Genomic DNA, 12,642 nt, shown 5'->3' with positions numbered 1-12,642 from the left:
GGGATCGCCTCCACCCCCTGTCGCTGAGAAGGTCAAAGGAGCAGGACGATGGACATGACGCGGGCACTGCCCACGGAGAGTCAGTGGGACCTCCTGGACGAGTACGGCTTGAACGCCTGCTTCGATGCGGCCTGGATCGACACGGAGGACGTGGAGGAAATCGCCGCGCGCTTCCGCGCAGATCCAAGTTCCGGAATTCCTTGTGATCTCGAAACCGCATATCGCCTGGCCGATGATTACGGGCAGGACACTCTGGTGTGGATCGGGACGCACTCGCCGGGCTGGTCTGTCGCGATCACCCTGGGCGGCGCTTTCACAGTGCGGGATGAGGTCAGTGCGGGAGGAAGGCTCATCATCACTTATTGGCATATGGCCGAGCTGGGCGAGATCGACGATGAGGGAATGGTCTATTACCAGGACGGGGAGTTCATGGGCACAGTGGGGGTGGAAGGGTTCCGGGAGTACGTGCACGATCTGGACGCATTCGCTGACTTCCAGGGGGAGGTGGAAAATTACCTCATCCTCGCGGGGCGGGTCACCGGCCGTTTTCTCGACCGGGCCTGGTTCGCGGTGCCGCGTGTCCTTTACCGAATTCCCAAGGGCGCGTGGCCTCGCATTCCCCACTGAGCCCGGTACCGCAGGAGAAAGCCAGGGCGAATCCAAACTCGGAGTTGTTGACGGCTCGGTGTGACTCTGGGCAGATAATCCCATTCCGCTCCCGGTGGCGGTCCGGCGGCATGTGACACAGAAGTTTGCATTATCTATCACACCTGCCCTCAGCGGATTACGTCCGCCCAGCTTGCCGTCAACTGCCGCGCCGCCGACTCGGCTCCATCCTGTGTCACACAGCGACGCGGAGGGGGGTAGCCGTGTCCGTCGTGGCCTTCCCCGGCCCGCCCCTCCCGCCAAGCGATCCCGCCATCGGCTCAACCGGCTCGTCGATCGCGGCCGCCGTCGAGCGCCTCCTGCAGTCCCACCAGGTGGCCGCCACACGCGCCGGCTACGCCCAGACCCTCGCCCGCCTGACCTCCGTGGCCGGGCCGGGGCACCCGGTCGCCACGCTCGCGCCCGAGCAGTACGCCGCGGTGATGAACCAATGGACCACCGCGGCCGCCGCCACCTGTCCGCCCTGGTCTCCTTCACCAACCGGGCGGCGCCAGGACCTCCTCGCGACCAACCCCGCCCGGCGGCTGGAGCGGCGCAAGAGCGCCCGCCGCGGCGACCGCGCCATCCCCGCCGCCCGCTTGGAGAAGCTGTTCACCAACCCCCGCACGCGCTGCGAGACGCCTGCTGTGGCGGCTCCTGTACGACACGGCCGCCCGCGCCGAAAAGATCCTTACCCTCAACGTCGAGGGCCTCGACCTGGAGTTCCGCCACGCCCGGGGCCGACCAGCGCGCTCTCACCTCCGGCCGCCGCGTGCGGGCGTCCGGCGACGTCTGTTCCGTCACCGGGTGGGGCCGCCTGTCCTATCCGCGCGCCGAGTACCTGTTCAAGACCGCCTCGGCCGAGCTCGACCCGCACCACCAAGGGTAGATCTTGCATCAGCTGCGTCATTCGGCACTGCAGCACCTCGCGCAAGCCGGTCGCACCGCGCCCAAGCTCCAGGCCAAGAGCCGACATCAGCACCTGGCCAGCCTCGGCCGCTACGTGCGCCTGGGCAAGAAGACCTCCGCCCGCATCACCGCCGACGCCGACCCCACCCAGCGGCGGACGTCTTCCAGATCAAGCAGTACACCGAGCGGGCTACCAGTGCGCGCGCCAGGCCGTCGGATCGGTGCGCCTGCTACGGCAGACCTCCTGATACGGCACGTCCAGGATCAAGCACGAACCATTCGGGCCGTTGGAGAACGACACGGGCACTGGCCCGGTGCCGGGTCAGGCGGTGCGGCGCGAGCGGGCCAGAGCCAGCCCGCCGAGGATCATGGCGATCGGCCCGACCACCAGGTCCACGTAGCCCCCGACTATTCCGTAGCCGGTGCCGGGACCACCGTCGGCGGCGGCCACGACCAGCCCGCCGATGACCGTGCAGGCCAGCCCCGCCGCCAGTGCCACGATGGCCCCTCTTCTCCCCGTGCCGGTGCCGATACGACCGGCGGAGCGGGCCAGAGCCAGCCCGCCGATGACGACGCCGGCCAGCCCCAGCAGCGCGGCCACCACGGACCAGAGACGCCCGGCGGTCAAGGTGTAAGCATCGACGGGCTGGACCAGAGCGTGCGCGGTTGCCGGTGTGGCGAGCCCCACGATTCCGAGCAGGGCGGCTGCGGCGGTGGCCGGCAAGTGACGGAGGGACATGAGGATCCTTTCGGTTGGATGACGGGCGTCGGCGGCGCGTGCAGCGCGGTGAATCGCCCATGCCGGTCGAGTGCCGGTGTCGAGCGCCTGGGAGGGGTTTCACGGAATCGCATTGACAGGGGGCGAGGACGACCTTCGTGCCCCTCCGCAGAACCGTCCTGTGGAAGGCGTGTGATGCCGTTCAGTCCTGCGTGCCGGAAAATGAAAGCCGAGTCGATGCTGCCATCGGTCAACAGTTGTCGCAGCGCGTGCTGCATGGTCTCGGAGTCGTTGAGGTGCGGGAACGGCTCGCCGGCGGGAGCCTCGACGTCCAGGAACCGGCAGAGCGGCTCCCAGCCCTCGCGGACGTCGAACACCAGGAGGCGATCCGCGGGCAGGCTGTTCTGGACAACGGCCGTGTGACGGTGGAACGCCGCTACCGCGATCTCTTCCGCTGTCCCAGTCCAGCGGCAGGCCGGAGGCGGCGGGCGTCGCACTGCGCACAAGATCACGAGGAGCGGCCGCCGTGCGATGACCGAGGTGTGTACGGTCATCAGGGGCCTCGATCGCGCGCTTGTATTCGCGGCGGTCAGCCGCTCAGTTGCGTGTGGCGTGAGCGGGCCAGAGCCAGCCTGCCGAGGACCGCACCGACCAGCCCGAGCACCAGGGCCATGGCCGCCCCGAACACTCCGTTGCCGGTGCCGAGACCACCGTCGGCGACAGCCAGTTTCACCGCGCCGTTGAGCCCGCCGGTCAGCCCCGCCACCAAGGCCACGATGGCTGCCCTCCTGCCGCCGTTGTCGATACGACGGACGGAGCGCAGCGCCAGCCAGCCGATGACCACGGCGCCCAGCGCCACCAGTGCGGCCGCACTGGCCCAGATTCGCTCAGGGGTTCCGAGGAAAGTATCGACACCCTGGCCCGCACATTCTGCCGGCGTCGTACAGACCGGCGAGGCCGCCTGTGCGGCAAGCACGAACAGGACGGACATTGAGGATCCTCTCGGTCGGATGACGGGCGCCCGCAGCGTGTGCAGGACGGTGACTGGGCCTGTGCCGGCTGAGGCGCCGGTGCAGACCGCCTGGGAGGGATGTCACGGAATCGATCATCGCGCCGTCGAGACGGCCGGGGCCTCCGACGGCGGACGGCAGCGTCTACGCAGTTCTGCGTAGACGACTCGCACCTAGGTACGCTCCCGGCGGTAGGGCGGTCGCGCGTCTGGGCGGAGTGGTCCCGCACACAGGGAACCGTAGGATCGCGGCATGGAACACCGCGTGGTGTCGTTGCGCCTGCCGGTGCCGGCGCAGGACGTGTTGCTCGCGCTGTTCATCACCGTGATGCAGGTTCAGGGCACGATAGTCCGCAATGCCGGCGAGGTGGTACCGCGTCCCCTTACCGACTTGGGAAACCTGGGATATGTCCTGCTGATCGTGAGTGGTGTGGTCGTCGCCGTCCGCCGCCGGTGGCCGGTGCCGGTGTTCGTCACCGCCGCGCTCGCCAGCTTGGTGTACTACGGCCTCGACTTCCCGGACGGTCCCGGCTGGCTCGGGCTCTTCGTCGCCCTGTACACCCTCGCCGCCTACGGGGACGGGCGCCGGTCGCTGCTGATCGCCGGCGTGGGCACCTCGGTGCTCGCCATCGGCTGGCTGGTCGCTGCGGCCGACATCGAGCCACGCGCGGCCATCGGCTGGGTGTTCTTCCGGATCGGCGCGTCGGTCATGAGCGCGGCCCTTGGCGAGTCCGTCCGGTCCCGGCAGGTCATCGCGGCCGAGGCCCAGGAGCGCGCTGAGTTGGCTGAACGGACTCGCGAGGAGGAAGCGCGGGCGCGTGTGGACGCCGAACGGCTCCGGATCGCGCGCGAGGTCCACGACACCGTCGCGCACGCCATAGCGATCATCAACGTCCAGTCCGGTGTCACCGCGCATGTGCTCGACAAACGGCCGGAAGTGGCGCGCGAGGCGCTGCGCGCCATCGAGCAGACCAGTTCCCGGGCGCTGCAGGAGATGCGGGCCGTCCTCGGGGTGCTCCGTCACGACGACGGTGACGACGACGAGGGGCGGGTGCCGTACCCCGGGCTGGGGCAGATCGACGAACTGGCCGCCAAGGCACGCGAGGCGGGACTCGACATCAAGGTCGAAGATGCCTCGCCCGCCGCGCCGTTGCCCAGCGCGGTGGGCAGTGCCGCCTACCGGATCGTTCAGGAATCGATCACCAACGTGGTCCGCCACGTCGGTCCGACTGGGGTGACGGTAGCGCTGAACCCCGGGATCGAGGCCTTGGAGATCCGCGTGACCGATGAGGGCCGCCGGGCCGCCCCCGGTCATGACTCCGCGGATCCGCGCCTACCGGCCCGGCATCCGAGCGGCACCGGAGGCGCGGCCAAGCCCGGCCGCGGCATCGTCGGCATGCGCGAGCGCTGCCGGCTGCTGGGCGGAGAACTCGACGCCGGGCCGCTTCCGGGTGGCGGGTTCGAAGTCAAGGCACGACTGCCCCTCGCGCCGACAGGGCCGCGCTCATGAACGCGGCGGCCGCCTCACCGTCGACCAACGCTCAGATCAAGGTGCTGCTCGCCGATGACGAGGGTCTCGTGCGTTCCGGGTTCAAGGTCCTGCTCGACCTCGAGGACGACATCACGGTGGTGGGGGAAGCCACCAACGGTGCCGAAGCCGTCGAGCGGGCCCGCGCCGCCCGTCCCGACGTCGTCGTCATGGACATCCGCATGCCCAAGCTGGACGGGATTCAAGCCACCGCCCAGATCGCCGAGACGCACGGGTTGGAGCAGGTCCGAGTCCTCATCCTCACCACCTACGACACCGACGAGTACGTCTTCGACGCATTGCAAGCCGGCGCGAGCGGCTTCCTGCTCAAGGACGCCGGGCCGGCCGAGCTCCTGCACGCCATCCGGGTGGTCGCCGCCGGAGACGCGCTGCTCGCGCCGCGGATCACCCGACGCCTCATCGGCCAGTTCACCGCGCTACGAACAGCCGCCCGGGCCGGGGAGGACCGGCTCGCGGTGCTGACCGAGCGCGAGCGCGAAGTGCTGGCCCTGGTGGGGCGGGGACTGAGCAACCACGAGATCGGGGCCGAGTTGTTTCTCAGCCCGGCCACCGCGCGCACCCATGTCAGCCGTGCGATGGCGAAACTGGGTGCGCGCGACCGTGCGCAACTGGTCGTCATCGCATATCAAACAGGACTGGTCAGCCCGGCGATGTAAGGCACGGCCATGTCGCGTTCGCGCAGCGACTCGGGCGTGGCCGTGCCCGACATCGCCCGCACGCTGGTCTGTCGCGGTGCCGACGCGGTCGACCTGCACGAACCGCACCTCGGACAAGATCTTAGGTGGGCACATCACCCGCCTGAACTCCTCCATCGGCAACATCCCGCCGGACGAGTACGAAGCCCCCTACCGCTCAACACCATCTCAGCGAACCCGCTGGAATCAATCCTGACATCTCCATCGAAACCGGGACGGTTCACGGAGAACCGCGAACAAAAACCCTACGCCGCCTGGTCTTAATAGGAATGTCCCGCGGAATCGTCCTTGTGTATGGAACGCCGAGAAGCCTCCCGCGATTATCCGAATGACAGGTCGTCGGAGTGGGGGAGATCGATGGAAGTGCTGCTCGGCAACAGACCCGTCTTCGCCAGCACCGACCTCGACGAAGTCCGTGACGAGGTGGCGAGGGTCTTCTGCCCGCATCGGCTGGACCTGACCGGCGCGGCGTCCCTGCTGTCGGCCCGGTTCAACTCCGTCCGGCTCGGCTCGGTCCGGATCAGCTACCTCGACTACGGGGCCGACGTCCGCATCGAACCCGGCGACCTCGGCACCTTCTTTCTGGTGATGATCCCGCTGGCCGGACGCAGCCTGATCCGCAGCGGGAGCCAGGAGATCGTCTCGACCCCGACGACGGCCGCCCTCCCCTCTCCGACGCAGCATCTCGACATGCGGTGGGCGGCGGGCACCCCCAAGCTGATCGTCAAGTTCGAGCGCACGGCGGTCGAACGCTCGCTGGAGCAGATGCTCGGCGAGCCGCTCGACCGGCCGGTCGTCTTCGACCTGGGCGTGGACCTGACCGCGGGATGGACGCGCGCCTGGCGGGCGATGGCCGACCTGATCGTCCGCGAGGCCGAGCACGACGACGGGCTGACCGCGCAGCCGCTGGCCGTCGCCCACCTGGAGAACGCGCTGCTCACCTCCCTGCTCACGATGCAGCCGTCCAACTACCAGGACCGGCTGACGGCGCCTCGGCCGCCCGTGCTTCCCAAGGTGGTGCGCCGGGCGCTGGAGTTCATCGAGCAGCACGCCCACCTCCCGATCAGCACCGAGGACGTCGCGCGGGCCGTGGCGGTCAGCGGCCGCTCGCTCCAGGAGGGCTTCCGCGTCCACGTGGGCCGCACGCCGATGGCGCAGCTCAGGGAGGTACGGCTGACCAAGGTGCACGAGGAGCTCGCCGCCGGGGATCCGGCCCGCTACACCGTCACGAGCGTCGCCGCCCGCTGGGGCTTCCTCCACCAGGGCCGGTTCGCCGCGCTCTATCGCCAGAAGTACGGCCGGCACCCGTCGGAGACCCTGAGACGCGGCTGAGGCGGATCCCGCGCCAGATGGACGGAATCCGCGCTGAGCGGATGGATCACCGGGCCGCTTCGGCCGTAGTTTCGCTGAAACCGCAACTTTCAGCGAAAGGAAACACCCTCATGCGCAGAATCCTCGTCGTCGGTGCCGGTCAGGCGGGTCTGCACCTGGCCATCGGCCTGCTGCAGAACGGCTACGACGTCACCGTGGTCTCCAATCGCACCCCGGAATCGATTCGCGACGGCCGGGTGATGTCGGGCCAGTGCATGTTCGGCACCGCCCGGACACACGAGCGCGCGCTCGGCCTGGACTGGTGGGCGGACGTCTGCCCGCCCATCGAGGGCATCGAGTTATCCGTCCCGAGCCCCGCGGGTGGCAAGGCTCTCGGCTGGGCGGCCCGGCTGAAGGCTCCCGCCCTCTCGGTCGACCAGCGGGTGAAGATGCCGGCCTGGCTGGACGAGGTCGAACGGCTCGGCGGCAAGCTCGTCATCCACGACGCCACTCCGGAGGATCTGGAGACCTACGCGGCCCAGCACGACCTGACCCTGGTCGCCGCGGGGAAGGGGGAGATCGCCTCGCTGTTCGAGCGGGACGCGGCGCGCTCGACATACAGCACCCCGCAGCGGGCGCTGGCGGTCACTTACGTCAACGGTCTCACCCCCCGGCCCGAGCACTCCGCGGTCAGCTTCAACCTGCTGCCCGGCGTCGGCGAGTACTTCGTCTTCCCCGCTCTGACGCACAGCGGCCCGTGCGAGATCATGGTGTTCGAGGGTGTGCCGGGCGGGCCGATGGACTGCTGGGGCGATGTGCGCGGCCCCGCCGAGCACCTGGCGTGCAGCCGCCGGATCCTGGAGAGCTTCTTCCCCTGGGAGGCGGAACGCTGCTCCGGGATCGAGCTCACCGACGCCAACGGGGTGCTGACCGGGCGCTTCAGCCCCACCGTGCGCCACCCGGTCGCCGTCCTGCCGTCGGGCGCACCGGTGCTCGGGGTCGCCGACGTGGTGGTGCTCAACGACCCGATCACCGGGCAGGGCAGCAACAACGCCGCCAAGTGCGCCGCCACCTACCTCCAGGCCATCCTGGAGCGCGGCGAGCAGCCGTTCGACGCGGCCTGGATGCGGCAGACCTTCGATCGCTTCTGGGCGCAGGCCCAGCACGTCACCCGCTGGACCAACGCGCTGCTGGCCCCGGCCGAACCGCACCACCTGGCACTTCTGGGCGCCGCCGGCCAGGTGCCGGAGATCGCCTCCCGCTTCGTCAACGGCTTCGACGACCCCACCGACTACGCCGAATGGTTCATGGACGCCGACAAGGCACAGGCCTACCTCGACCGGGTCGCGTCATGAGATCGCTGCGCGAGGCGTTGGGGCAGTTCGCCACCGGGGTCGCGGTGATCACCACCGCGACCGCGAGCGGGGAGCGGGCAGGGGTGACGGTGAACTCCTTCAGCTCGGTCTCGCTCGATCCGCCGCTGGTGCTGTGGTGCCTGTCGGACCGCGCTCCCAGCGCGCCCGTCTTCCTGCGCGCGGGGCGTTTCGCGGTCAACATCCTGGCCGCCGGCCAGGACGAGCTGTCGCGTCGGTTCGCGACGCCGGCGCCGGACAAGTTCGCCGGAGTGGACGTGCTCGCCACCCCCACCGGGCTGCCCATGCTCGCCGGAACCCTGGCCACCTTCTCCTGCCGTACGGTGACCGTCCACGCCGGCGGCGATCACCACATCTTCGTCGGCGAGGTGGAGCACCACCAACGGTCGGGAGGGGAGCCGCTGCTCTTCCACTCCGGCCGCTATCGCGAGTTCGCCTCCTCCCCGGGGCGGTGAGGAGCGGACGGGCCCCTTCCGTCTCCCGGGGGAGCCCGGCACCCCGGCGGTCTGGAGCATCGGCCTGTTTCTCGCTGCTTGGTCGTACCGCGCCCGTACAGCCTGATGGCAGACGCTCACGGCGGCGTGCCCGAGGGGAGGCCCGGGCCCGCCGTCGTGAGGTCGGCGGACGAGAGGCCGTCGACAGATGACGGCGGCAGCGTTATCGCGGGACTCACCCGTGTGGAAGGGCAAGGCCGATCCCGGCATCAGCGGGGGAGCACCTGCCGCAGAAAGTGGGCTGGTGCCGGACCTGGTGTCGAGGAGGGCGTCAGGCGGCGGGCGGAAGGACGATGACCTTGCCGGACAGTGCGCCCGTGGCGGCCTGGGCGTGGACTGCCGGCAGCTCGGCCAGCGGCACCCGCAGGGCGACGTCGACCCGCAGCTCGCCGCGGTCGACCAGCGCCACCAGCCGCGACAGCTGTTCGGCGTCGCTGCGGACGAAGACGTCGACGCCGCGCACGCCGCGCTCTTCGTCGCCGGGCGCGGGCATCCACACCGTCGTGTTCACGACGACACCGCCCGGACGGACCAGGGCGACCAGCGCGGCCAGCTGCGCGGGGTCGACCGGCGCGAGGTTGAGCACGACGTCGACCGGCTCAGAAACCGCCGCGGTCACCTCGGTGATGGTGTGGTCGATGATCTCATCAGCGCCCGCCGTCTTGACGCGCTCACTGCTGCGCGGGCCGGCCGTGGCGATCACGTGGGCATCGGCCCTCTTGGCCAGCTGCACGGCGTAGCCGCCGACCGCTCCGCCCGCGCCGTTGATCAGCACGCGTTGCCCGGCCGTCAGTTCGCCGTGGTCGAAGAGCGCCTGCCACGCGGTGAGGCCCACCAACGGCAGCGCGGCGGCGTCGGGCAGCGGGATGCTCTTGGGCGTCGGCGTCAGGATCTCGGCCGGCGCGAGGACGTACTCCGCGGCCGCGCCACTCCCCACCATCGGCAGGAAGCCGACAACCTCGTCACCGACCTCGATGCCGTCCACGCCCTCGCCCAGCGCATCGACCGTGCCGGCGACGTCGATGCCGGGGGTGTGTGGCAGCACCACCGGGATGGGGCCGCGCATGTAGCCCCCGCGAATGTTGCCGTCGACGGGGTTGAACGACGTCGCGGCGACGCGGATCCGGACCTCCCCGGCACCGGGGACGGGCTGCTCCACGTCCTCGTAGCGCAGGACGTCGGGGTCGCCGTACTCGTGGAAACGCACTGCCTTCATTTCGGGTCTCACTTTCGTTGGCGTCGAACTTCGCCTCCTCGACCCTTTTTCCACCGGTTGTGAGCGACCGGCAGACGGACTCCGCGATCCGGTCCGCGAGCAGGCGGGTGGGGCATGGGTCGCAGGCGCCGGCGCTGATGACGACCAGGGACACGGGGCTCCACGCGGAGGGACTCATCCTGGCACCGCGGTCGAGTAGTTCCTCGTCGAGGCCGACTCGTCCTCCGCCTGCTGGAGCCCGACGTAGGCTGAAGACGTCTCCGCCGATCCACTCGAGCTGCTGCTGGTCCTCGCGCTGAGCGAGGTGGGGATGCTCATGGTCGGTCCTCGAGGTCCGTGGGCGGCGGCGCCGTCCTCCTGCCTTCGACCCTGCGCCGTACCGCTGCCCGGTCTCCACGTCCTGCGGTGCTCACTCGCGCCCAGCGGTGCCCACACCGAGGCGCTCGCATGGTTTACCGGTCGGGTCCTCGGCCCGGGAAGATGGCATCGACGAGAGGAGCGCGGAGTGGGTGCGACGGGACTGGCGGGCCGGTTGGCCGCAGCACGAGCCGGCGCGCTGGTGGGCAGGGAGCCGGAGCGGGCGGTGCTCGACCGGATGCTGTCGGGAGCGGCGGACGCTCCGCTCGTGGCGTACCTCCATGGCCCCGGCGGCATCGGCAAGTCCTCGCTGTTGCGCTACGCCGCCCGGCAGGCGGAGCTCGCCGGCCGCCGCGTGGTGCACATCGACGCGCGATTCCTCGACGCGGATCCGCGTCGCCTCGAGGAGGCTGCCGCCCTGGCGTGCGCCGAGCCCGGCGCGGTGCTCCTCATCGACACCTTCGAGCGCTGCCAGCCGCTCGAGCCGTGGCTGCGCGACACCTTCCTGCTTCGGCTCGCAGAGGGTGCGCTCGTCGTGCTTGCGAGCAGGGTCGCCCCCGATGCCGAGTGGTCGCTGGATCCCGGCTGGGCGCAGCTCTTCGCCGACCTGGTCCTGCGGCCGCTCGACGCCGCCCAGTCCGACGCCCTGCTCGCTGCGCGTGGTGTCACCGCTGAGCAGCGCGGCGCCATCGTCGCCTTCGCCGGGGGCAGCCCACTCGTCCTCTCGCTCGCCGCCTCCGTGCCCGTCGCGGCGCCGGGCGCGAGCGCACCATGGAAGCCCACCGGCGACGTACTGACGACTCTGGTCGAGCGGCTGGTGGGCGACCTGCCCAGCACCGCTCACCGGCGCGCCCTCGAGGTCGTCGCGCAGGCCTACGTCACGCGCGAGTCGCTGTTGCGCGCGGTGCTGGGTGATGAGGACACCGCGACGGTGTTCCCCTGGCTGCGTCAGCTGCCCTACGTCGAGGCCACCCCTGAAGGGCTGCATCCTCACGACGCGGTGCGGGCCACGCTCGAGGCCGACCTGCGCTGGCGGGACCCCGAGCGCTACGACGACGTACGCGTACGCGTCTCGGTCGCGTGTCTGCAAGCGGTGCGCTCCGCCTCCGAGGACGATGCGCTGGTGCGCGTCGCGGAGTGGATGTTCCTCTTCCGCGACCAGGACGGCCCGAACGACCTGTACGACTGGCGGGCGCACCCCCATGTCGAGGACACCCCCCTCCAGCCCGGCGACGTGCCTGACGTCCTGCGTATGGCGGAGGAGGCGGAGGGTCCGGCGTCCGCGACTGTGGTCGCGCACTGGCTGAACCGCCAGCCGCGGGCCTTCCGCGTCTACCGCTACGCGGGCTCCTCCGCGCCCGTTGCGTTCATGGCCATCCTGCGACTGGAGGCACCGCTGCCCGAGGACCGGTCCGCGGATCCGGTGATCGCGGCGCTCTGGGATCACGTGGAGGCGGCCGCTCCCTTGGGACAGGGCGAGCACCTGGCCATCCGCCGTTTCGCGGTGCAGCCCGGCTGGCACCAGCGGCCCTCGCCCCCCATGGACCTGATCAGCCGGCGCACCATCGCGGACGAGATGAGGACCCGCGGACGCGCGATAACCTTCACCGTCTTCGAGGACGCCCAGCGGTGGAGGCGCTACCTCGCCGATGCCGGGCTGTACGAGGTCGCAGCGGTGGACGTCGGAGGGCGGGAGCAGCACGTCTTCGGCAGGGACTGGCGGCGGGAACCGGTGGAGCAGTGGGTGGAGCACAGGGCTCGCGCACTGGCCGCGCCCGTGGCCGCGCTGGCCGGAGTTCCGTCCGCCGGTGGCTCGGCTGACGAGTTCGGCGACGACCTGCCGCGCGCCGCGTTCGAGGAGGGCGTGGTGGAAGCGCTGCGCACGTGGCGCGCTCCCCGGGAGTTCGCGACCAGCGTCCTGTTGCACTCGCACCTCGTGCGGCAGGGTTCGGCCGACCCCGTTGCGGACCTGCGCAGCGCGATCACGACCGCCCTCGACGCGCTGCAGGTCGATCCTGCAGGCGTCAAGGCCCACGAGGCTCTCACCGCCACGTACATCGCGGCTTCCCGCACCCACAAGGCGGCCGCCCGACGGCTGGGGGTGCCCTACGGCACCTACCGGCGCCACCTCGCCCTGGCCAAGGAGCGGCTCATCGAGCAACTGCTGCGCCATACGGCCACGGTGTCCGTGCCGTCCACGCCGTGCTCGTCACCGGAGGGGTGAGGCACTGCCGTCGCAGGTCCGGGATCGGGCCCCGCTCGCCCAGGGGCAGGGGGGGCTCGATCCCGGACCACTCGTCATCAGTGGGTCACCCCACGCCACGACGAGGTGATCTACCGGCGTCGACGGCTCCGACGGAGCTGAA

Annotated in this window: 13 protein-coding genes; 7 read left to right on the top strand and 6 right to left on the bottom strand. The window is 70.5% G+C overall.

Going from position 1 to position 12,642, the window contains the following annotated elements:
• The first annotated feature begins 48 nt into the window (after positions 1–48).
• A complete protein-coding gene (locus FH610_RS10735; RefSeq protein WP_139574180.1) occupies positions 49–627 on the top strand; it encodes a hypothetical protein in 579 nt (192 codons plus the stop codon).
• Between the two features lie 373 nt (positions 628–1,000).
• On the opposite strand, the gene FH610_RS42825 is transcribed toward FH610_RS10735, so the two are convergent.
• The 4 genes from FH610_RS42825 to FH610_RS10720 all read right to left on the bottom strand — a co-directional run bounded on the left by FH610_RS42825 (position 1,001) and on the right by FH610_RS10720 (position 3,263).
• Positions 1,001–1,273 carry a hypothetical protein gene (locus FH610_RS42825; protein WP_161627971.1) on the bottom strand — a complete coding sequence of 91 codons (273 nt, stop codon included), beginning with the start codon at positions 1,271–1,273 and terminating at the stop codon, positions 1,001–1,003.
• Positions 1,274–1,876: 603 nt separating this feature from the next.
• A complete protein-coding gene (locus FH610_RS10725) occupies positions 1,877–2,293 on the bottom strand; it encodes a DUF6223 family protein (protein WP_167538709.1) in 417 nt (138 codons plus the stop codon).
• The gene (locus FH610_RS43620) at positions 2,179–2,826 is read right to left on the bottom strand and encodes a sulfotransferase (protein WP_205825688.1); all 648 of its coding nucleotides are present in this window, start codon (positions 2,824–2,826) and stop codon (positions 2,179–2,181) included. Before FH610_RS43620 ends, FH610_RS10725 begins: the two co-directional genes overlap by 115 nt.
• A 35-nt stretch (positions 2,827–2,861) precedes the next feature.
• Positions 2,862–3,263 (bottom strand): DUF6223 family protein, encoded by a 402-nt coding sequence (locus FH610_RS10720; RefSeq protein ID WP_139574179.1) that lies wholly within the window; start codon positions 3,261–3,263, stop codon positions 2,862–2,864.
• A 271-nt stretch (positions 3,264–3,534) separates the two neighbouring features.
• Between FH610_RS10720 and FH610_RS10715 the strand changes: the two genes are divergently transcribed.
• The 5 genes from FH610_RS10715 to FH610_RS42815 all read left to right on the top strand — a co-directional run bounded on the left by FH610_RS10715 (position 3,535) and on the right by FH610_RS42815 (position 8,664).
• Positions 3,535–4,791 carry a sensor histidine kinase gene (locus tag FH610_RS10715; protein WP_139574178.1) on the top strand — a complete coding sequence of 419 codons (1,257 nt, stop codon included), beginning with the start codon at positions 3,535–3,537 and terminating at the stop codon, positions 4,789–4,791.
• Positions 4,788–5,486 carry a response regulator gene (locus FH610_RS10710; RefSeq protein ID WP_139574177.1) on the top strand — a complete coding sequence of 233 codons (699 nt, stop codon included), beginning with the start codon at positions 4,788–4,790 and terminating at the stop codon, positions 5,484–5,486. Before FH610_RS10715 ends, FH610_RS10710 begins: the two co-directional genes overlap by 4 nt.
• A gap of 396 nt (positions 5,487–5,882) precedes the next feature.
• Positions 5,883–6,857 carry an AraC family transcriptional regulator gene (locus FH610_RS10705; RefSeq protein WP_139574176.1) on the top strand — a complete coding sequence of 325 codons (975 nt, stop codon included), beginning with the start codon at positions 5,883–5,885 and terminating at the stop codon, positions 6,855–6,857.
• Between the two features lie 110 nt (positions 6,858–6,967).
• Positions 6,968–8,191, top strand: coding sequence for a styrene monooxygenase/indole monooxygenase family protein (locus FH610_RS10700; RefSeq protein ID WP_161627970.1), 1,224 nt, complete (start codon positions 6,968–6,970; stop codon positions 8,189–8,191).
• Positions 8,188–8,664: a flavin reductase family protein gene (locus FH610_RS42815; protein WP_161627969.1), complete on the top strand. Its 477-nt coding sequence runs from the start codon at positions 8,188–8,190 to the stop codon at positions 8,662–8,664. The genes FH610_RS10700 and FH610_RS42815 overlap by 4 nt, the downstream gene beginning before the upstream one ends.
• 310 nt (positions 8,665–8,974) lie before the next feature.
• Here FH610_RS42815 and FH610_RS10695 read toward each other — a convergent pair whose 3' ends face one another.
• Both FH610_RS10695 and FH610_RS10690 read right to left on the bottom strand, forming a co-directional pair.
• Complete coding sequence (locus tag FH610_RS10695; protein ID WP_139574175.1) at positions 8,975–9,919, bottom strand: NADP-dependent oxidoreductase; 945 nt, start codon at positions 9,917–9,919, stop codon at positions 8,975–8,977.
• Positions 9,920–10,093: 174 nt separating this feature from the next.
• Entirely contained in the window at positions 10,094–10,237 is a 144-nt protein-coding gene (locus tag FH610_RS10690) for a hypothetical protein (protein WP_161627968.1), read from the bottom strand.
• A 187-nt stretch (positions 10,238–10,424) separates the two neighbouring features.
• On the opposite strand from FH610_RS10690, the gene FH610_RS10685 reads away from it, so the two are divergent.
• A complete protein-coding gene (locus tag FH610_RS10685; protein WP_205825687.1) occupies positions 10,425–12,500 on the top strand; it encodes an ATP-binding protein in 2,076 nt (691 codons plus the stop codon).
• Positions 12,501–12,642: the final 142 nt, after the last annotated feature.

Source organism: Microbispora catharanthi, assembly GCF_006334915.2.
GTDB classification, from domain to species: Bacteria; Actinomycetota; Actinomycetes; order Streptosporangiales; family Streptosporangiaceae; genus Microbispora; species Microbispora catharanthi.
The sequence above is the reverse complement of the archived record's forward strand: the minus strand, read 5'-3'. Positions and strand labels throughout refer to the sequence as shown.